The sequence below is a fragment of the Flavobacterium buctense genome, from assembly GCF_014486695.1.
In the GTDB taxonomy this organism is placed as follows: domain Bacteria; phylum Bacteroidota; class Bacteroidia; order Flavobacteriales; family Flavobacteriaceae; genus Flavobacterium; species Flavobacterium buctense.
The window spans coordinates 289,247-308,134 of sequence record NZ_JACTAB010000001.1 but is presented as its reverse complement, the minus strand read 5'-3'; the positions used below and the strand labels follow the sequence as shown (position 1 = coordinate 308,134).

The window sequence follows — 18,888 nt, the reverse complement described above, 5'->3', positions numbered from 1 at the left end:
TTTTAGATTTGTTTTAATCGAATCTATTCTTACCTTTGCATCGAATTTTAAAAAAGTAAAAAATGAAAAGAGTTTTATTGGCAACATTATTTCTTTTATCAGTAAACAAAGTGTTTTCACAAGTCAGTGAAAAAGAACTATTGAAAAAAACGGAAGAAACAGTAGCCAAGATCAAAGAAGAAAAACCAAATGGATGGGAGAAAAAAGGTCTTGCAACTGTATTGCTAAATCAGGCAAGTTTTAATAATTGGTTGGCCGGTGGTCAAAGCAGTATCTCCGGGAATACAGCATTAAAATATGATATCAATTATAAAAGTGACACTTGGACTTGGGATAACAAAATAAATGCAAATTACGGTTTGACTAAAATCAATGGTCAGGAATTGCAAAAAACAGATGACCGATTTGAGATTAATTCTCTATTAGGAAAAAAAGCATCCGGGGAATGGTTTTACTCTTTCTTCTTTAATTTTAAAACCCAATTTGATTCCGGTTTTGATCCTGCCGATAACACCATTAAAATATCTCATTTCTTATCCCCAACTTTCACCCAATTTGGTCCTGGTATGATGTGGAAAAAGAGTGACAATCTAAAAATAAACGTTGCTCCTGCTACTTCAAAAGTAATTATGGTACACAAGCACTTTACAGATCTCGGACCGGCTTTTGGTGTGGCGCAAGGGGATAACTCTCGATATGAGTTTGGAGCAGCGATAAACGCTTACTACAAATTCAATATCATGGAAAATGTTAGTGCTGAAAACATTTTTAACTCTTATACCAACTATTTAGAAGAAGTTTATAACGTAGATATAGATTACACGTTAAATATTGTGATGAAAGTGAATAAATATTTGACCACCAATTTTGCCTTTCAAACTATTTATGACGACAACGCTTACCGAGGATTTCAAACCCGTCAGATTATTGGAATTGGTGTCAATTATGGATTCTGATTCTAATCTATTTTAATAAGAGAGAGCCGATTTATTTGATAAATCGGCTCTCTCTTTTATGCAGCTAAGAGGTTTATTACTATTAATCAATAACAATACTTAGCGTTACTTTTGGGTTAAAATTATTTCTTAAAGAATTTTTTACTTTTAGACTGCATGGCAAATGCTTTGGATGGTTTAGCATAAGTTTTGGCAGTTGTTTTAGGCGCTTTTTTCGCTTTACTCACAAAACATGTTCTGGATTCATGACCACTGGAACTTGCTTCAGTTGGAAATTTTGTAAATGAAAAAGAAGTTGTGCTAAATAGTAAGAACAACATAAGTAATACTTTAGAAGTATTTTCTAGGTTAATTGTTTTCATGGGGTCAAATTTTTTAATTATACAAGATAAACCTAAGTAATTAAAATAAAATAATCGCCAAAACAACAATTATAATCGATGAAATACACAAAAAATCAATAAAAAGACAATTTTTCTTATACAATTTTTTATAAGCCTAATTGAATTTACAAAAAAAGCCAGAAGTATTACAATCTGGCTTTAAGTATTGGCTAAAAGAAGTCTAGCTATCGAAAAGCTTGCTCTAAATCAGCTAATAAATCAGTGATATCTTCTACTCCAACGCTTAATCTCACTAAGTCATCAGTAATTCCAATTTCTTTTCGTTTGTCTTCCGGAATCGAAGCATGCGTCATCAAAGTAGGATGATTAGCCAAAGATTCCACTCCGCCAAGTGATTCGGCCAAAGTGAATACTTTTAGTTTTTCCAAAAATGAAATTGCGTCTTCTTTTTTCCCTGATTTGAAGGTGAAAGAAACCATACCGCCAAAACCACTCATTTGCTTTTTGGCAATCTCATGAAAAGGATGATCAGGCAATCCCGGATAATAAACTGTTGCTACTTCAGGATGATTGGCTAAAAAGTTCGCTACTTTTTCTCCGTTTTCACAATGTCTTTGTACACGCAAATGCAAAGTTTTGATACCACGTAAAACCAAGAAACTGTCCATTGGACCTAAGGTTCCGCCGGTGGCAAATTGTTTGAAATGCAATTCATCCCCTAAATCTTTGTCTTTGATAATTAAAGCACCAGCAATTACATCAGAGTGTCCGCCTAAATATTTCGTGGCCGAATGCATCACAATATCAGCGCCTAAATCCAAAGGTTTTTGCAAATAAGGCGTAGCAAAAGTATTGTCAACCGCAAATAGGATGTTGTGCTTTTTAGTGATTTTAGCAATCTCGGCAATGTCTGCCAATTTCATCAACGGATTCGTAGGCGTTTCTACCCAAACCAACTTCGTGTTTTCATTAATCAACGATTGGAATGTATCGAAATCATTCATATCCACAAAATGGAATTTGATGCCGCTATCTTTGTACAAACGGGTAAACAAACGGTAAGTTCCGCCATATAAATCGTCCATCGCGATGATTTCGTCACCGGCTTTGAACATACGCAACAAACAATCGGTTGCGGCTAATCCTGAGGCAAAAGCCAAACCACGAGCACCGTTTTCAATACTTGCCAAAGCATCTTCTAAAGCTTGTCGGGTTGGATTGGCAGCACGAGAATATTCGTAATCACCAACGGGTTTTCCGGGTGATGTTTGTGCATACGTTGAGGTTTGAAATACCGGTGGCATAACCGCTCCGGTTACTTCTTCATGGTGTTGGTTACCATGTATAACTTTGGTGTTGAATTTCATTTTGGTATTGTATTAAAGCGCAAATTTACTTTTTATTATTCGGTTGAAAAGACTCTTTTCGATTTTATTAACGCTACACAAATTTTCGAATATTCATCATAAAACCAAAATGCAATCCTTCGTGATAATTATTGAATTCCATCGCATCTTTTATATTGGCCAAATGAAATCCGGTTCCGGTTGTGTATTCATTGTAAGTAACAAATTTTCCAGCCGCATAATCTTCTTTGGTTTGTTTCAAAAGTGAAAAAAGAAGCGCTTTTAGCTCGTCTAACTCGGCTTGTGTTGTGGTTCCGGTTGGTTTAGAACCGTTTCTGTACTTTTCATTCATTTCGTCCGTAACATTGATTGGCAATCCCGAAAGGCGATACACCAAACCTTGTTGCGCCACAATGATATGACCTAAATTCCAAACCAAATTATTACTAAAACCCTCCGGAATTTTGTTCAGTTGTTCCAAAGTATAGCGGTCAATCAGTTGGGCAAAATGCTTTCTGTTGGTTTCCCAAATTTTGAAGGTAGCGTCCATAATTTTTTTAAATTTTCGATAAAATTACAGATTATAAGTGGAAATGAATTTCCTTTGCAAAAAGAATTTTTATGACCGATAAAATATATTATTTAGCTTCTTGTGACACTTGCCGTAAAATCATAAAATCACTTCCCAACGCTGATAGATTGCAGTTTCACGACATTCGTCAAAACCCGATAACCGAACAGGAATTGGAAGAAATGCACCAACTTTCGGGCAGTTATGAAGCGTTGTTCAGTAAGAAAGCTCAGTTGTACAAGTCGATGGATTTGAAAAACAAATCTTTGACGGAAGCCGATTATAAACAATATTTATTACAACATTATACTTTTTTGAGCCGTCCGGTTTTTATCATTGATGACAAAATTTACATTGGCAACGGCCAAAAAAACATCATTGAAGTTATAAAAGTCTTGAGCTAATGTCAAAAAGAGCATGGGCATTATTGGCAGCGACAATGGTATCATTGATTTACGGCGTTTCGTTTACGATTGCCAAAGATGTGATGCCAACTTACATCAAACCATTTGGATTTATTTTGCTTCGGGTTTTAGGCGCTACGATTTTGTTTTGGCTGGTTTCTTTTTTTGGGCCAAAAGAAAAAATCCAACGCAATGACTTTCCGCGAATTATAGTCGCCGCTTTCTTTGGTGTGGCATTAAACATGCTGACTTTCTTCAAAGGATTGAGCTACACCTCGCCCATTTCTTCTGCGGTAATTATGGTAACGACGCCAATTATTGTCTTGATTTTATCTGCCATAATCATGAAAGAGCGCATGGAAACCCGAAAGATTTTTGGTATCCTACTCGGGCTTTTCGGTACCGGATTTTTGATTTTGTATGGCAAATCGATGGGTAATGCCACCAATGCAATGTTGGGTAATTTCCTCGTTTTTATCAATGCGGTTTCCTATGGTTTTTACCTGATTGTGGTTAAGAAATTAATGGACAAATACAACGCTTTCACTTTCGTCAAATGGATTTATACTTTTGGTTTGCTGATGGTCATTCCTTTTGGTTGGAGTGAATACCAGGAAATTCAATGGCAAACCATTCCGTCAGTAATTATGTGGGAAATTGTTTTTGTGGTGGTTTTCACCACATTCTTCACTTACTTGTTCAATTTGGTTTCCATGCGCGAATTGAAGCCGACAACCGTGGCGGTTTTTATTTATTTGCAACCACTTTTTGCAACCGTTTTCGCCATGAGTTTGGGCAAAGACCAACTGACTTGGGTTAAGATTCTTTCGGCTGTTTTGATATTTGTTGGGGTTTATTTAGTGCTCCAAAAAAAGTCTCAGTCTCAGTAATCAGTCACAGCAAAAACCGCAAACTGCGTCTGCGACTGTAAACTTTTAATTATATTTGTAAATATTAGAAATACACACGAATGATACAATCGATGACCGGTTTCGGGAAAGCAAGTTTGCAATTACCAACCAAAAAAATTACAGTAGAAATCAAATCGCTTAACAGCAAAGGTTTGGATTTAAACACGCGCATGCCTTCTGTTTTCAGAGAAATGGAATTGGGATTGCGCAACCAACTTTCGCAAAGATTAGAGCGCGGAAAAATTGATTTTTCGTTGTATGTTGAGGTAACCGGCGAAGAAACTTCTTCTAAAATCAATGTGCCGATTGTCAAAGGATATATCAACCAAATGAAAGCCGTGATTCCCAATGCGGATGAAACCGAATTGATGAAAATGGCCGTCAGAATGCCTGATGCGTTAAAAACCGAGCGCGATGAAATTGACGAAAACGAATGGAAGAAAATACAAACCGTTACAGATGAAGCTTTGGAAAACATCGTTCAGTTCAGAAAAGACGAAGGTGTTTCATTGGAAAAAGAATTTCTACACCGTATTGCCAATATCATGACGTTGATGAACAATGCCGTGGCTTATGATGCCGAAAGAGTGGAAACGGTTAAAACAAGATTGAGAACGGCTTTAGACGAATTAAAAGAAAACGTAGATGAAAATCGTTTCGAACAAGAATTGATTTTTTACCTCGAAAAATACGACATCACCGAAGAAAAAGTGCGTTTGGAAAACCATTTAAACTATTTCATAGAAACTTTAGCCGGAACGGAAGCCAATGGAAGAAAATTAGGCTTCATCACTCAGGAAATGGGTAGAGAAATCAACACCATGGGTTCAAAATCAAACCATTCCGAAATGCAGAAATTGGTCGTGATGATGAAGGATGAGTTGGAGAAAATTAAGGAACAAGTGCTTAATGTTTTATAAGTAATTGGTAATTAGTGATTAGTGAATAGCTAATTACTAATCACTAGTCACTAATCACAAGAAAGAAATGAACAAAGGAAAATTATTAGTATTCTCAGCGCCATCTGGTTCGGGGAAAACCACCATAGTAAGGCATTTATTAGCGCAACCGGAGTTGAATTTAGAGTTCTCTATTTCGGCTGCAACTCGTGAACCACGTGGCGAAGAAGTGCATGGTCAAGATTACTATTTCATCACCATTGAAGAGTTCAAAAAACACATCAAAGCCGAGGATTTTATCGAATGGGAAGAAGTGTATCGCGATAATTTTTACGGAACTTTAAAAAGCGAAGTAGAACGCATTTGGGCCAAAGGCAAAAACGTGATATTCGACATCGATGTGGCCGGTGGATTGCGTATCAAACATAAATTTCCGCAAGAAACGTTAGCCGTTTTCGTAAAACCACCAAGCGTCGATGAATTAAAACGCCGCTTAAAAGAACGTTCCACCGAAAGCGATGAGAAAATCAACATGCGCATTGCTAAAGCCCACGTAGAATTGGCCACTGCGCCACAATTTGATACCATTATCAAGAATTATGATTTGGATGTGGCTAAAGCGGAAGCGTATGAGTTGGTGAAAGAATTTGTAAAATAAGCAACAAGGGATTAGGGATAAGTAAGTTTCTTATGCCTTATGCCTTATGCCTTATCCCTTATCTCTGTAAAGATGAAAATTGGTTTATATTTCGGCACCTTTAACCCTATTCATGTTGGGCATTTGATTATTGCAAATCATATGGCTGAACATTCTGATTTGGAGCAAATTTGGATGGTTGTAACGCCACACAATCCGTTGAAGCAAAAGAACACTTTGTTGGATGATTACCAACGGTTGCATTTGGTCAGATTGGCTACCGAAGAGTATCCAAAAATCAAACCTTCCGACATCGAATTTAAATTACCTCAACCGAATTATACGGTGAATACTTTAGCACATTTGATGGACAAATATCCACAACATGAGTTTTCGTTAATCATGGGAGAAGACAATTTAAAATCGTTCCATAAATGGAAAAACTATGAATATATTTTACAAAATCATGATATTTATATTTATCCCAGAATTTCGGATGAACCGGAAAATATAGCACTTAAAAATCACGCTAGTATTTGCAAAATCGACGCGCCTATTGTAGAAATATCCTCGACTTTTATTCGTGACAATATTAAAAGTAAAAAAAACATTCGACCATTATTACCACACCAGGTTTGGGAATATATAGACCACAATAATTTTTATAAGAAATAGATTTGTTTGAGAGCTATCAAAAAAAAACCTCCCAAAAGGAAGGTTTGTTTATGATTTATCCAAAAGATATTGTGGACTCATTAAAATCGGACTTTATTACCAACAGCTTGATTGACACACGTCAAAAAACATACCCCAACTAGTCTGAGTAAAGCGCTCGCCTCTTGCCCAAGCGGTCTCAACTAGAGCAATTTCTCCATTTTGGACAAAGTATACTTCTGCGTTAGCAGAGATAGAAAAACACTTTGGCAGGGTGCTTTTAGAAACAGAATAAACCACATTTTGTTCTCCATCAGGGTGTACTCCACCAAATGGGAAATTATTCGGAACCGGCTCACCTCTTCGGTTCAATGGGGTTAATTCTTGATCACCAATGTACAAATGGGTTTCTCTAATATACCAATCTTCGTTTGTTTCGTATTCAACGTAGACTTTTTCTGCGTCAAAATAAACTCTGAATTCTCCAGCATCAAAACGTCTCGCGGCTAGAAGATCTGTTGTCACACAAGGTGAAAAGTCGGGCAAATTTACATTAGTACTATTGACCACTTCATTTTGTTTAGCGGCAAGATTGTTAACACTAGAATCAGAATTGTTTTCAGATTCGCAAGAAGCCATAGTTAAGGTGATTACACCTAAGCACAGATAAAATAATTTTGTTTTCATAATTTGTAGATCTTAAATTAGTAGATTTGGGACTGCTAAAGTATAAAAGTAATCTGCAAAGTGCGCAAAATAATCGATGAAATGCATAAATTAAGATAAAAAATAAGAAAAAGATTAATGTAATGATATTTTTCAATATTTTTTATTGTAAGATTAACATGGTTAGATTTACTAAAAAAACGTCAGTTTTTCGCTTAAAACAGCAAAATAGGTGACTCAAACTTGAAAATTTTAGGTATGATACAAATGAGCATAAAAAAAACCAACTTGATTAAAGCTGGTTTTTAGCATGCTGTGAATTATTTTTTACGGTTTGCCAAAGTAGTAATCTTCAATATCAAAACAATCATCTTGACATACACTGAAAAACGTTGCCCAACTTTTTTGAGTGAATCTTTCACCGGCTGCCCAAGCAGTTTCTGATTGAAAAACAGTTCCATTTTGTAAACGATATACTTCCGCATGAGCGGCAATACAAAAACAAGCCGGCAATGTAGATTTTGGAATGGTATACGTTATTGTTTGAGTGCCATTAGAAAGTGCATTACTTATAGGGAATTGTCCCGGAATAGGATTTCCACTATTGTTTCTTGGAATTAATTGACAATTGCCAACATATAAATGGGTTTTCCTAATGTACCAATTATCTGTAGTAGTATATTCAACATAAACATTATTTAGATCGAAATAAACGCTTAAGTCTCCGGCATCGTAATTTTGACCGGCCATTAAATTAGCTACTGTACAGGGCGTCAAACCAACGGTGTTGACCACAAGATTGTTGTTGTTGTTTTTAGATTGTGAAAGTTGTTTCGTTTCAGAAACATTGTCTTGTTCACAAGAGGCAAATGTCAGCGCAATGACGCCAACAAAAAGATAAAGTAATTTTGTTTTCATATTTAAAAGATTTGGGAATACTAATTTATAACATTGCCTTTAAAATGAATAATAAAAACGACGAAATGCATAAAAAATGTCAATAAATAAGAATAATAGTAAAAATGATTATTTTTAGAACAATAGTCAATAATGATTTTCCTTGATTGCTATTTTAAAAACTTCCCCTTTAATCATTTAAAATTGAGTATTTTTGGGCATAATTAAAGTTACTATTCATGAATGATTCTCCAAAATTTGCAGTAATCGGTGGCGGAAGTTGGGCTACTGCTATTGCAAAAATGCTTTGTGTAAACCTTGATGAAATTGCTTGGTATATGAGAAGCCAATCGGCTATAGACCATTTAAAAACCGAGAAACATAATCCAAATTATTTAAGTTCAGTTGAGTTCGATATCAAAAAATTAAAACTGACCAATGATATAAATGAAGCTGTGGCTTATGCCGATTATTTAATTTTTGCAATCCCGTCAGCTTTTTTGAGCAAAGAATTAGAAAAGTTAACGGTTGATTTGAAAGGCAAAGTAATCTTCTCTGCGATTAAGGGAATTGTGCCTGAGACTTTCTTAATTGTAGGGGAACATTTCCATAAAAATTTTGATATTCCATACGACAATATTGGTGTAATAACCGGTCCGTGTCATGCGGAAGAAGTGGCTTTAGAAAGATTATCTTATTTAACTATTGCCTGTGCTGATCCAAAAAAAGCCAAAGTGGTCGCTAATAATTTGAGCTGTCATTTCATTAAAACCAAAATTTCAGACGATATTATCGGAACCGAATATGCCGCTATGTTGAAAAATATTTATGCCATAGCTGCCGGAATTGCCCATGGTTTAGGCTATGGCGATAACTTCCAGTCGGTGATTATGAGCAATGCCATTCGCGAGATGAAAAAGTTTATCCGAAAAGTGCACAAGATGAAACGAAATATCAACAACTCGGCTTATTTAGGCGATTTATTGGTAACGGGTTATTCCGTGTTTTCAAGAAACCGAATGTTCGGGAATATGATTGGAAAAGGGTATACGGTTCAAGCCGCTCAAATGGAAATGAGTATGGTGGCTGAAGGCTATTATGCCGTAAAAAGTGCCTACAAACTAAACCAAGAATACAAAGCGAAGACACCCATTATTGATGCAGTATATGAAGTTTTATATGAAGGTAAAGAGGCTAAGAAAGTATTCAAAAAACTAACCGATAAACTAGACTAAGATGAGTGAAAGATGGCAATACCAAATCAAAACCGGTGCTTTTTGGGGAATTTTTATGTCGGTCTTTAATGTACTATTTGAAATTCAAGAGAAACCTTTAATGGTTCAACTTTCTGCTCCCGCTTTTTATTTTAGGGCTTTGGTTTTTATTTTGGTTGGAGTTTTTGTTTTAGGTTATGTCAACTGGAAACAAAAAGTAAAACAACAAAACAATCAATAGCTATCTTGCGATAACACCATCCACAAATAAAATCGGCACTTCTTCCACATAATCCGGAGTGATGGATTGCGCTTTGAAGATGAATTTCTTGTCGTATAAAGTACTTCCAATAAAGTATGTGACCATAAACTCGTTGTTCAAACGAAGTACGTTGTTTTCTATCATTTCTATTTTGGCCACAGAAACCGAAGGCACTTGCATAAAGGCATGACGTAAGAGCGCCGTTTTTTTCATTTCGCCATCAATGGTGCCAAAAGCTTTGGAAACGACCATTACGCTGTCTAAATCGTAGTCAGAATCGTTGACCAAATAAACATGCCAAACCTTATCCATAAAATCATCACTCCATTCCTGCACGGCCGCCAGGAATACGTTTTCTACTTTGGGAATGGTGATGTCTGCTTTCATTGTAAGGGAAAAGGGATTAGTAATAAGGGATAAGTAAAAGTTCTTATGTCTTTTCGCTTATCCCTTTTGACTTTTATTTATATACTCGACTTAAACTGCTCCAAGAAACGAACATCGTTTTCATAAAACATTCTGATGTCGCCGATTTGGTACAATAACATGGCAATGCGCTCAATGCCCATTCCAAAGGCAAAACCATTGTATTCTTCGGGGTTGATACCACAGTTTTTCAAAACATTGGGATCTACCATTCCGCAACCCATGATTTCTAACCAACCGGTTCCTTTCGTGATGCGGTAATCGGTTTCGGTTTTTAATCCCCAATAAATATCAACCTCAGCACTTGGTTCAGTAAATGGGAAATAACTTGGTCTCAAACGGATTTTGGACTTGCCAAACATTTCTTTGGTGAAATATAAAAGCGTTTGCTTTAAATCGGCAAATGAAACGTCTTTGTCTATATACAAACCTTCAACCTGGTGGAAAATACAGTGCGAGCGAGATGAAACCGCTTCGTTACGGAACACTCTTCCCGGTGAAATGGTACGAATGGGTGGTTTGTTGTTTTCCATGTATCTAACCTGAACCGATGAGGTATGCGTTCTTAACAATACATCGGGATTGGTTTGGATGAAAAATGTGTCTTGCATATCTCTTGCCGGATGGTATTCGGGTAAGTTCAAAGCGGTGAAGTTATGCCAGTCGTCTTCGATTTCCGGACCTTCAGAAACATTGAATCCGATGGTAGAGAAAATATCGATGATTTGGTTTTTTACTATGGAAATAGGATGACGCGAACCAATAATCGCCGGTTCCGCCGGACGCGTTAAATCGCCATAGAAACCTTTGACTTCTTCTTTGCTTTCCAATTCTTCCTGAATCGCTTTTACTTTTTCTTCCGCAACGGTTTTCAGGGTATTGATTACTTGTCCGAAGTCTTTTTTCTGGTCGTTCGGGATATTTTTGAATTCGGTGAAAAGCTCTTTCAACAAGCCTTTGCTGCCCAAATATTTGATACGGAAATTTTCTAAAGCTTCTTTATTTTTGGTATTGAAGGCTTTAGCTTCTTCTATGTGTTCTTTAATCTTATCTATCATCGGTCGTACTTTGAAGGTGCAAATTTAGGGAAAAGTTGGAAGTTAGGAGTTGGAAGTTGGAAGTTTTTAATGAAAAACCTAGACCAAATGCTATTCTATTACTTCTCGTTCTAAAAAGTAATTCACAATCGCTTCTTTCATCAAAACCGATTGTTCTCCGGCTTTTAACGGCGGTAATGCTTCTTTGACATTGTAATGCGGCCAACCTTCTTTGTCAACATAGTCAAATTCGTAGTAACCATAAGGCTCGAGCAAACGACAGATGGCGATGTGCATCAGGTTGAGTTTTTCGTCTTTTTTGAAAGTTTGGTGCACTTTCCCGAGTTCTTGCACTCCGATTAGGTATATAATAGCGTCTAAGTCGAGTAAATCTCCTTCCGCAAATTGATTGGAAAGAATGGTAACGACTTTATCCCAGCGTTGTTTTAATTGTTCGTCTCTTGACATTTTTTGAGTTATGAATTATGAGTTATGAATTATAAGTTCATAACGTCAGTCGGCAAAGATAGTTATTGAAAACCAATGTAAACTGAAAACTGTGACTGCGACTGAAAACTATTTAATCTCCTTAATCGCACTGTCTTCAATCCAACCGGTAGTTTCGTCGGTGAGTTCCACTTTTTTCCAGTTGGCTATGCTTTCTAAGATGTAGACTTTTGTGCCTTCGTGTAATACGGTTGCCTCTTGGCTATTCACTTTTGGCTCGTTTTTTAAAGCAGTAGATTCGGCAAAAATGATGGCAGGCTTTTCATTGTTTATTCTGTTTTTTTCATAAAATCCCGATGCTGCGCTAAGGCCAATCCCGGCCAACCAACCAAACATTCCAAAAAAGAAAATGCGTTTTAGAATGGTTTTTTTTGAAAAATAATATCCGGCAAAAAAAGCCAAAAACAAGAAAGCAAAAGCCACGGCAATCCATGCCCAAGTATCATAATAATATTTCGAAGTAAAATCGGAAATCAGTTTTTGAAACCCAACTTTCGGAATGACTTTGATGTCGTCAATGGTCATTTTTCGGGCGAAATCTAAATTGGTTTTAATTTCTTCGTCATTCGGACTAAGTAATAATGCTTTTTCATAATTGTAAATAGCCGGAGCAACTTTATGCAATTTGTAGTAAGCATTACCCAAATTAAAATACACTTCTGCTGATTCTTTTCCCGCATTGACAATACTTTCAAAACTGTTAATTGCAGCTTGGTAATTTTCTTTTTGGTAGTATTGATTGCCTTGTTCAAAAGGCGTTTGTGCCCAAATGATTTGGGAAACGAATAGCAAAATAAAGAGTAATTTGTTCATGTTGCTACTTATTTAATTTGTTTTTCCAAGGCAGAAATAATACTCACCGCTTTGTCATAATCTAATTGAATCGCGGTTTCTGAAGAAGGCGCATATCGGGCAAATTCACAGTTTTCGGTTAAAGCTATAAATTCAGATATCGTCTCTGCATTTGCGCTTCTTGATTGTAAAATTTCGGATATTTTTTCTTTACTCATTTCTGAAGTTTCAATGTTTAATTTGGCTTTCAGGAAATTGTGCATAGCTTTTTCTAAAGCGATATAAAAAGGCTCTTTGTGACCCAAATGTTTTTTGGCATCACCCAAATATTTCTTCGCCAATGCATTCGATTTTTTGATTTTATTACCAACCACATCATTATCAGAAGCTTCTTTTCTTCGTTTTCCGACAATCAATAAAGGTATGGCTAAAAACGGTAAAAATACCAAAGAATAGAACAATCCTGAACCCAAGAAATCTTCTTTCTCCATCGATTTCAAAGCCGTTTTTTGTTTGTTATAGGCAAATGATTTAGTCACTTCAACTTTGGTTTTGGCTACTTCATTTGGGTTTGTTTTTTCGGTGGATGCTATACTTGGACCGTCCATAACATTGATTGTTATTGGTTTTGAAGTAATGGTTTTATACCTACCGGAAGGCAAATCGAAATAAGTAAAACTCATGGGCTTGATTTGATAATTGCCCTTATATTGTGGTATAATGGTGTATTTGTCTGAAATTCTTCCCGACATTCCAGTTAATGGTGTATTGACATTTTCATCGTGTACCGGATCATACATTTCTAATGCGGAAGGCAAAATAGGTTTCGGTAAAGTGAACAATTTTAGGTTTCCGGTTCCAACTACACTTATGTTCAAATCAAAAGATTCACCATTTTTCAGCACGGTTTTAGAAGGTTTTACTTGAAAGTCAAATCGACCTACAGCACCGCTGAAATCTTCCGGTTTTCCGGACTCAGGTAATGGTTTTACATTGATGACTTTGCTACCGGCTGAAACACGTTTGCTGTCATCAACCATCAGAGGTTGGCCCCAAAAATTTCTTCGGTTGGTTGGTACTTGACAATCGATATCTAAAGAGAGCGGTTCGATTTCTAATTTACCCGATTTCTGTGGGTATAAAACGGTTTTTCTTAAAATCACATAACGATAACGCTCGCCTTTAAACATACCGTCTTCGGCTTTGAGTTGTTTGATATCGATATTTTGACTCCAAAAATCATTGTATTTAGGTTTGTTCAATTCACGCCAATTAGAAATTCCAATGTTGTAACTGAAATACAATTTGTAAACCACAGTAATTGGTTCATTTAAATAGGGATTGGCTTTCGATATGTCAGCCACTAAGTAGATATTGTCATCTGCTGAAATAGACGGTGCTTCGTTTGGGTCTTTGGGTAATTCTACAGCATTGGTTACATTGATCTTTACCGGAGAAGTTTTATAAATCTGTCCGTTGATTTCAATTGACGCTTGTTTGATGGTCAATTGTCCTTTTTGAGTAGGCAATAAAATGTAGATGTAAGATTTTTGGAAGGTACTTTTACCGTTAATCCAGGATTGACTTACCGATTGACTTGGTCCGCCAACAATCCTAAAACCTGAACTTTCAAAAGCCGGTGCTACAAAATTATCGCCGTCGGCATTCATATTGAATTCAATGCGCAATCTTTCGTTGATACCCAATGAATTTTTGCTCACTTTGGCCTCAAATTGAACTTGTGCCACAAGCGAACTTGCGAACAATAAGAGTAATAAAACAATTCCCTTTTTCATTTTCCTTTTATCATTTATTTCGACCCACAAAGTTGGTAAAGTCTTTGTTTTCTAGGTTGTTATTTAACGAAATTTTAAAATTCGCTCCTAAATATTACCAATCTTTTTCCGCTTTTTTCGGATTGGCTTGCACTTTTTGTTTGTTGACTTTATCCTGCACTTTTTTCTCTTCGTTGTTTACAGCATCTAATAAATTCTCTAAGCGCTGTTTGGAAATTCCGCCCGGTTGTGGTTGAGGTTTTCCTTGATTTTTTTCTTTGTCTTCTTTTTTGTCTTTATCGTTTTGCCCTTTTTTGTCCTTGTCTTTGTCTTTATTGTCTTTCTTTTTCTTTTCGTCTTCCTTTTGGTTCTTTTTGTCTTTGCTTTTATCGTCGTTCTTTTTGGGCGGATTGTCTTTTAGCATTTTTTTAGCCAAAGCATAATTGTAGCGGGTTTGATCATCTGCCGGATTATTGCGCAAAGCGTTTTTATAAGCTTCCACGGCGCCGGAATAATCTTTATTTTTCATCAAAGTGTTTCCGATATTATGAAACGCTTGGTGTTTTTCAGTTTTCGTTTTGGCATTTTTCAACGCTTTGGCATAATGGTATTTGGCTTCATTATTCTGATTCTGACGGTAAACAGCATTCCCTAAGTTATAAGGCGCGATCGATTTTTTGGGGTTTTTGGATTCGGAAATTCGGTATTCTGCTTCAGCATCAGCATATTTTTTCTCTACAAAAGATTCGTTTCCTCTGGGCAAATTTTTATCTTTTCCTTTTTCTTGGGCTTTCGCCAAAAAGGAAATTAGCAGTAAACTATAAATCAATAACTTCTTCATTTATTCTTTTTCATTAAATAAATTCATCTTTTCTACCCATTTGGTTTTTTTCTCCAATAAGAAAATATCTAAAAACAAAAGGAAAAACCCAAACCCTAAAAACCATTGGAATTGCGATTTGAAATCGGCCATTTGTGTGCTTTCAAATTCGGTTCTTTGAATATTGTCTAAAGCATTTTTTACATAATCTAAAACAGTTTTAGTGGAATTGCCATCGACATAACCACCACCGGTAGCTTTTGCAATTTCTTTTAAAACATCCGGATTCCTTTTGGTTATAACTACTTCGTCATTTTGATCTCTTTGGAAAGTTTCTACAACCCCATTTCTCTTTAAAGGAATGGGACCGCCTTTTTCACTTCCAACACCAATTGTGATGATTTTCAAGCCTAATTTTTTAGCTTCTTCTGCAGCATTAAGGGAACTTTCAGAATGATCTTCGCCGTCGCTGATTATAATTAATAACTTATTGGTTTTGTCTTTTTTGTCAATAAATGTCGTAGCCAAGTTTATCGCTTGGTCTATCGAAGTTCCTTGCGAGGAAATCATGCCCGGATTCATGCTTTGCAAAAACATTTTGGCTACGCTATAATCGGTAGTTATCGGTAAAACCGGAAAAGCACTTCCGGAATAGGCTACAATTCCGATTCGGTCGCTGCCCAGATTATTAATGATTTGAGAGACCAATTGTTTACTTTTTTCTAATCGACTTGGCGCTACGTCTTCGGCCAACATACTTTTCGAAACATCAATGGCAAAAACAATATCGATTCCTTCTCGTTTTACGGTTTCTATTTTGGTTCCCATTTTTGGATTGACTAAACCAATAATTAAACAAGTCAAAGCCAAAAGAAATACAATCAACTTCAAAACGGGTTTAAAAATAGATTTTTCGGGACTTAATTTTTTCAATAAATCCAAATCGCCAAATTCTCGTTGTTTTTTCCTTTTCCAGTATTGTACGTACAAGAAAAGCATCGCCAATACCGGAATGGCAATCAAGAAATACAAATACCCTTTTTCTTCTAACTCGTACATATTCAATTATGAATTAAAAATTTTAAATTATGAATTAAATCTTTTGACATGATATTCTTTTAACTCGTAATTAAATAAAACTTCTGTAAACTGTATTTCGCAATCCGAATTCTAACAAGAGCAAGAGGCCGGCAATCCAAACAAAGGGCCTGAATTTTTCATCATAATCATAGAATTTCAGTTCTTGAATTTCGGTGGTTTCCAGTTTGTTGATTTCGTTATAAATGGCTTCCAGTTTACTATTGTTATTGGCTCTGAAATATTTTCCACCGGTATTTCTGGCTATGGTTTTTAACAAAGCCACATCGATTTCCACCGGCATCATTCGGAATAAAAAGCCACCGTTGGGTGCATAGGCATAGGGAAACATCGCGTCGCCATTGGTTCCAATTCCTATCGTATACACTTTAATTCCGTATTCTTTGGCAATTTGCGAAGCGGTTTCGGGTTCTATAAATCCGGCATTGTTTACCCCGTCGGTTAAAAGAATGATTACTTTGCTTTTCGCTTTGCTGTCTTTCAAACGATTCACCGCTGTGGTTAATCCCATTCCGATTCCGGTTCCGTCTTGTAAAACGTTGTCGTATTTAATGCTTCTAATGGCGTCTTGAACAATGGCTTTATCACTGGTAACCGGTGTTTTGGTATAAGCTTCAGAAGCGTAAACCACAATTCCGATTCGGTCATTGGGTCTGCCGGAGACAAAGTTTTCGGCCACTTTTTTTAAAGCTTCCATACGATTAGGCTTTAAATCTTTGGCCAACATACTGCCGGAAACGTCGATTGCCATGACAATATCAACTCCTTTAGTCGATTTAGTTTGGCTACTGATGTCAACTTTTCGCGGTCGCGCCATTGCAATAATTAATGCACTTAACGCCAATAATCGCAGTACAAACAAATATGGTTTTAATTGGGCTGCCAATGATTTTTCGGTTTTAAAACCTCTAACGGAACTTATTATTAAAGTCGCCGATTGTTTTCTTTTCCAAAACTGCCATGCTAGAGCCGCCGGAAGCAATAAAAACAACCAGAAAAATTCAGGATTTAAAAAACTCACTTCTTTCATCATCAGTCTGCTATTTTTAATTCCACCGAATTCAACACTCTTTCAGCAATTTGTTTACCATATTTATCGCTTTCTTCATGCATAATGGTGATTTGTTGCAAGCCATTGCTTTGTGCAAAAACCAGAATTTCGTAATACAACTTGGTCGATTTGCCGTTATTTTTATCAATCATAACCAAGGTTCCGTAAGCTTTTTTCCCGCTGATTCCCTTTTGTGTATCGAAATCTTCAGTTTTCACAATAATATTTCTCGCGCCTTGGACTTCAAATACTTTCAAACTACCTTCTGCGGCTTGTTCTAAATTGATTTGGGTTTCTTGTTTGAAAGTTGCTGTTGACACGCCAAGGTAGAAATTATCAATCATACTGCCGTAAATAAAGATTTGCATCTCTTTGAGCAATGCGATGGTTTCTTTTGGAAGCGCTTTTTCGGCATCAATTCTTTTTAAGACTTTTGGCGTTTCCACCTTTACACCCGGATTTCCGTATTCGCTGTAAACCCATTCGCCTTCCACCAAATCTTTAGTCGGATGACCAATCAGATTGTCTTTGACATAATCAAAACCTTTGAAATAAATCAAGCTACCGAGAGCAATCACGATCATTCCCAATACGATTCCTATGGTAGTAATGATTCTGATGCGTTTTTGTTTTTTGAGTTTTTGCAATCGGGCCAACTCTTTTTGTTGTTCGTTCCAAAGCGCCAATTCATCGTCCTCTTCCACCATTTCCGGAATCGATTTGTGAATGGTTACGATTGAATTTGAGATGCGTTTTTTGTCTTCTTCGATTTCAAAGTCGAGCGGTTTTACTTTGGCGAATTTCACCAAATCGGCTTGTTTTAAGACTTTTTCTAAGTTTTCAACGGTTTCATTGGAAAGCTTTAATTTTTTTTGTTTTGCGGCTCTTCGCAGTCCTTCGATGAGTTCCGAAGTGGTGCTTTCCATGGCCGGAATGTGAATTTCTTCTTCAATGTAATTACGGGCAATATCAGTCAGTTCTGAATAATAACTTTTGATTTCGCCCTTTTGCCAAAGCTCTTTGCCTTCCAATTGTTGGAGTAAAGTCGTTGCTTTTTCTATGGGTGTTTTGAAAACAATAACTTCGCCTTTCTCTTTGGTCTGAATCTTTTTGATGAATTTGTAGATAAAGAATCCGGCAATGGCAATTAACAAAGCAATCAATACATAAATCCACCAGGTTCCCATTGGACTTTCTACCTTAACGATGTCTTTGATGTCGTACATTTTTTGTTTTAATGTATCGACTTTTACATCATTGACTTCGACTTTAAGACTGTCTGAAAATGACACCTTTCCGTTTATCATAACCGGAATTCTTGGAATGGTATATTTTCCGGAATCGAATTGCGTTAAGCCGTATTTTTTGATCAATTCGTAACGCTCGCCCTTTCTAACCGTGTCAATTTTATAAGATTGAATCACTTCCAAAGCACCAAAAAACTTGCTTTCCGGAAATTTTACTTTGGATAAGGTATCGACATCGGTTTTTAAAGTCAGTTGGAACTCGGCGCCGATTTTGTTTTTGGTGGTGTCAATAGAGGTTGTTACTTTTTTGGGTTGGGCCCAAACAGTAATTGATAGCAGGCATAAAAACAGAACTAATTTACTTTTCATGTTGC

General features: G+C 36.4%; 22 protein-coding genes. 8 read left to right on the top strand and 14 right to left on the bottom strand.

The features are described 5' to 3' along the window. Positions 1 to 62: 62 nt before the first annotated feature. Positions 63 to 956, top strand: a complete 894-nt coding sequence (locus ICG50_RS01295) for a DUF3078 domain-containing protein (RefSeq protein ID WP_187659104.1) — start codon at positions 63 to 65, stop codon at positions 954 to 956. Between the two features lie 122 nt (positions 957 to 1,078). Here the strand turns inward: ICG50_RS01295 and ICG50_RS01290 are convergent, their stop codons facing one another. The 3 genes from ICG50_RS01290 to ICG50_RS01280 all read right to left on the bottom strand — a co-directional run bounded on the left by ICG50_RS01290 (position 1,079) and on the right by ICG50_RS01280 (position 3,196). Further along, positions 1,079 to 1,318, bottom strand: a complete 240-nt coding sequence (locus tag ICG50_RS01290) for a hypothetical protein (protein ID WP_187659103.1) — start codon at positions 1,316 to 1,318, stop codon at positions 1,079 to 1,081. 206 nt (positions 1,319 to 1,524) lie between these two features. After that, positions 1,525 to 2,667 carry a cystathionine gamma-synthase gene (locus ICG50_RS01285; RefSeq protein WP_187659102.1) on the bottom strand — a complete coding sequence of 381 codons (1,143 nt, stop codon included), beginning with the start codon at positions 2,665 to 2,667 and terminating at the stop codon, positions 1,525 to 1,527. Positions 2,668 to 2,740: 73 nt separating this feature from the next. Continuing rightward, positions 2,741 to 3,196 carry a DinB family protein gene (locus ICG50_RS01280; RefSeq protein ID WP_187659101.1) on the bottom strand — a complete coding sequence of 152 codons (456 nt, stop codon included), beginning with the start codon at positions 3,194 to 3,196 and terminating at the stop codon, positions 2,741 to 2,743. A gap of 71 nt (positions 3,197 to 3,267) precedes the next feature. Between ICG50_RS01280 and ICG50_RS01275 the strand changes: the two genes are divergently transcribed. The 5 genes from ICG50_RS01275 (at position 3,268) to nadD (ending at position 6,743) form a co-directional block, all read left to right on the top strand. Beyond that, entirely contained in the window at positions 3,268 to 3,621 is a 354-nt protein-coding gene (locus ICG50_RS01275; protein ID WP_187659100.1) for an arsenate reductase family protein, read from the top strand. After that, positions 3,621 to 4,511 carry a DMT family transporter gene (locus ICG50_RS01270; RefSeq protein ID WP_187659099.1) on the top strand — a complete coding sequence of 297 codons (891 nt, stop codon included), beginning with the start codon at positions 3,621 to 3,623 and terminating at the stop codon, positions 4,509 to 4,511. Before ICG50_RS01275 ends, ICG50_RS01270 begins: the two co-directional genes overlap by 1 nt. An 80-nt stretch (positions 4,512 to 4,591) precedes the next feature. Continuing rightward, positions 4,592 to 5,452: a YicC/YloC family endoribonuclease gene (locus tag ICG50_RS01265; protein WP_187659098.1), complete on the top strand. Its 861-nt coding sequence runs from the start codon at positions 4,592 to 4,594 to the stop codon at positions 5,450 to 5,452. Between the two features lie 67 nt (positions 5,453 to 5,519). Continuing rightward, a complete protein-coding gene (gmk, locus tag ICG50_RS01260; protein WP_187659097.1) occupies positions 5,520 to 6,089 on the top strand; it encodes a guanylate kinase in 570 nt (189 codons plus the stop codon). Positions 6,090 to 6,161: 72 nt separating this feature from the next. Continuing rightward, complete coding sequence (nadD, locus tag ICG50_RS01255; RefSeq protein WP_187659096.1) at positions 6,162 to 6,743, top strand: nicotinate (nicotinamide) nucleotide adenylyltransferase; 582 nt, start codon at positions 6,162 to 6,164, stop codon at positions 6,741 to 6,743. A gap of 96 nt (positions 6,744 to 6,839) precedes the next feature. On the opposite strand, the gene ICG50_RS01250 is transcribed toward nadD, so the two are convergent. Both ICG50_RS01250 and ICG50_RS01245 read right to left on the bottom strand, forming a co-directional pair. Then, entirely contained in the window at positions 6,840 to 7,409 is a 570-nt protein-coding gene (locus tag ICG50_RS01250) for a hypothetical protein (RefSeq protein WP_187659095.1), read from the bottom strand. 306 nt (positions 7,410 to 7,715) lie between these two features. Next, positions 7,716 to 8,306 (bottom strand): hypothetical protein, encoded by a 591-nt coding sequence (locus ICG50_RS01245; RefSeq protein ID WP_187659094.1) that lies wholly within the window; start codon positions 8,304 to 8,306, stop codon positions 7,716 to 7,718. Between the two features lie 218 nt (positions 8,307 to 8,524). Between ICG50_RS01245 and ICG50_RS01240 the strand changes: the two genes are divergently transcribed. Continuing rightward, entirely contained in the window at positions 8,525 to 9,520 is a 996-nt protein-coding gene (locus ICG50_RS01240; protein ID WP_187659093.1) for an NAD(P)H-dependent glycerol-3-phosphate dehydrogenase, read from the top strand. A gap of 1 nt (position 9,521) precedes the next feature. Further along, complete coding sequence (locus ICG50_RS01235) at positions 9,522 to 9,740, top strand: hypothetical protein (RefSeq protein ID WP_187659092.1); 219 nt, start codon at positions 9,522 to 9,524, stop codon at positions 9,738 to 9,740. On the opposite strand, the gene ICG50_RS01230 is transcribed toward ICG50_RS01235, so the two are convergent. From ICG50_RS01230 to ICG50_RS01190, 9 genes are all read right to left on the bottom strand, one after another. Further along, on the bottom strand, positions 9,741 to 10,148 hold the full coding sequence (locus ICG50_RS01230) for a hypothetical protein (protein WP_187659091.1): 408 nt from the start codon (positions 10,146 to 10,148) through the stop codon (positions 9,741 to 9,743). It abuts the gene before it with no gap. 77 nt (positions 10,149 to 10,225) lie between these two features. Beyond that, complete coding sequence (locus ICG50_RS01225; protein ID WP_187659090.1) at positions 10,226 to 11,245, bottom strand: phenylalanine--tRNA ligase subunit alpha; 1,020 nt, start codon at positions 11,243 to 11,245, stop codon at positions 10,226 to 10,228. Between the two features lie 90 nt (positions 11,246 to 11,335). Beyond that, entirely contained in the window at positions 11,336 to 11,692 is a 357-nt protein-coding gene (locus tag ICG50_RS01220; RefSeq protein WP_187659089.1) for a hypothetical protein, read from the bottom strand. Positions 11,693 to 11,800: 108 nt separating this feature from the next. Then, on the bottom strand, positions 11,801 to 12,544 hold the full coding sequence (locus tag ICG50_RS01215) for a tetratricopeptide repeat protein (RefSeq protein WP_187659088.1): 744 nt from the start codon (positions 12,542 to 12,544) through the stop codon (positions 11,801 to 11,803). Positions 12,545 to 12,552: 8 nt separating this feature from the next. Beyond that, positions 12,553 to 14,319, bottom strand: coding sequence for a BatD family protein (locus ICG50_RS01210; RefSeq protein ID WP_187659087.1), 1,767 nt, complete (start codon positions 14,317 to 14,319; stop codon positions 12,553 to 12,555). 94 nt (positions 14,320 to 14,413) lie between these two features. Then, on the bottom strand, positions 14,414 to 15,139 hold the full coding sequence (locus ICG50_RS01205; RefSeq protein ID WP_187659086.1) for a tetratricopeptide repeat protein: 726 nt from the start codon (positions 15,137 to 15,139) through the stop codon (positions 14,414 to 14,416). Continuing rightward, positions 15,140 to 16,177 (bottom strand): vWA domain-containing protein, encoded by a 1,038-nt coding sequence (locus tag ICG50_RS01200; RefSeq protein ID WP_187659085.1) that lies wholly within the window; start codon positions 16,175 to 16,177, stop codon positions 15,140 to 15,142. A 70-nt stretch (positions 16,178 to 16,247) separates the two neighbouring features. After that, on the bottom strand, positions 16,248 to 17,246 hold the full coding sequence (locus ICG50_RS01195) for a vWA domain-containing protein (RefSeq protein ID WP_187659604.1): 999 nt from the start codon (positions 17,244 to 17,246) through the stop codon (positions 16,248 to 16,250). 2 nt (positions 17,247 to 17,248) lie between these two features. Next, positions 17,249 to 18,883 (bottom strand): BatD family protein, encoded by a 1,635-nt coding sequence (locus ICG50_RS01190; protein ID WP_187659084.1) that lies wholly within the window; start codon positions 18,881 to 18,883, stop codon positions 17,249 to 17,251. Positions 18,884 to 18,888: the final 5 nt, after the last annotated feature.

What these genes read in the sequence shown, in the direction of transcription:
- ICG50_RS01295 (WP_187659104.1), top strand. Translation starts at nt 63, where the DNA reads ATGAAAAGAGTTTTATTGGCAACATTATTTCTTTTATCAGTAAACAAA.
- ICG50_RS01290 (WP_187659103.1), bottom strand. Translation starts at nt 1,318, where the DNA reads ATGAAAACAATTAACCTAGAAAATACTTCTAAAGTATTACTTATGTTG.
- ICG50_RS01285 (WP_187659102.1), bottom strand. Translation starts at nt 2,667, where the DNA reads ATGAAATTCAACACCAAAGTTATACATGGTAACCAACACCATGAAGAA.
- ICG50_RS01280 (WP_187659101.1), bottom strand. Translation starts at nt 3,196, where the DNA reads ATGGACGCTACCTTCAAAATTTGGGAAACCAACAGAAAGCATTTTGCC.
- ICG50_RS01275 (WP_187659100.1), top strand. Translation starts at nt 3,268, where the DNA reads ATGACCGATAAAATATATTATTTAGCTTCTTGTGACACTTGCCGTAAA.
- ICG50_RS01270 (WP_187659099.1), top strand. Translation starts at nt 3,621, where the DNA reads ATGTCAAAAAGAGCATGGGCATTATTGGCAGCGACAATGGTATCATTG.
- ICG50_RS01265 (WP_187659098.1), top strand. Translation starts at nt 4,592, where the DNA reads ATGATACAATCGATGACCGGTTTCGGGAAAGCAAGTTTGCAATTACCA.
- gmk (WP_187659097.1), top strand. Translation starts at nt 5,520, where the DNA reads ATGAACAAAGGAAAATTATTAGTATTCTCAGCGCCATCTGGTTCGGGG.
- nadD (WP_187659096.1), top strand. Translation starts at nt 6,162, where the DNA reads ATGAAAATTGGTTTATATTTCGGCACCTTTAACCCTATTCATGTTGGG.
- ICG50_RS01250 (WP_187659095.1), bottom strand. Translation starts at nt 7,409, where the DNA reads ATGAAAACAAAATTATTTTATCTGTGCTTAGGTGTAATCACCTTAACT.
- ICG50_RS01245 (WP_187659094.1), bottom strand. Translation starts at nt 8,306, where the DNA reads ATGAAAACAAAATTACTTTATCTTTTTGTTGGCGTCATTGCGCTGACA.
- ICG50_RS01240 (WP_187659093.1), top strand. Translation starts at nt 8,525, where the DNA reads ATGAATGATTCTCCAAAATTTGCAGTAATCGGTGGCGGAAGTTGGGCT.
- ICG50_RS01235 (WP_187659092.1), top strand. Translation starts at nt 9,522, where the DNA reads ATGAGTGAAAGATGGCAATACCAAATCAAAACCGGTGCTTTTTGGGGA.
- ICG50_RS01230 (WP_187659091.1), bottom strand. Translation starts at nt 10,148, where the DNA reads ATGAAAGCAGACATCACCATTCCCAAAGTAGAAAACGTATTCCTGGCG.
- ICG50_RS01225 (WP_187659090.1), bottom strand. Translation starts at nt 11,245, where the DNA reads ATGATAGATAAGATTAAAGAACACATAGAAGAAGCTAAAGCCTTCAAT.
- ICG50_RS01220 (WP_187659089.1), bottom strand. Translation starts at nt 11,692, where the DNA reads ATGTCAAGAGACGAACAATTAAAACAACGCTGGGATAAAGTCGTTACC.
- ICG50_RS01215 (WP_187659088.1), bottom strand. Translation starts at nt 12,544, where the DNA reads ATGAACAAATTACTCTTTATTTTGCTATTCGTTTCCCAAATCATTTGG.
- ICG50_RS01210 (WP_187659087.1), bottom strand. Translation starts at nt 14,319, where the DNA reads ATGAAAAAGGGAATTGTTTTATTACTCTTATTGTTCGCAAGTTCGCTT.
- ICG50_RS01205 (WP_187659086.1), bottom strand. Translation starts at nt 15,139, where the DNA reads ATGAAGAAGTTATTGATTTATAGTTTACTGCTAATTTCCTTTTTGGCG.
- ICG50_RS01200 (WP_187659085.1), bottom strand. Translation starts at nt 16,177, where the DNA reads ATGTACGAGTTAGAAGAAAAAGGGTATTTGTATTTCTTGATTGCCATT.
- ICG50_RS01195 (WP_187659604.1), bottom strand. Translation starts at nt 17,246, where the DNA reads ATGAAAGAAGTGAGTTTTTTAAATCCTGAATTTTTCTGGTTGTTTTTA.
- ICG50_RS01190 (WP_187659084.1), bottom strand. Translation starts at nt 18,883, where the DNA reads ATGAAAAGTAAATTAGTTCTGTTTTTATGCCTGCTATCAATTACTGTT.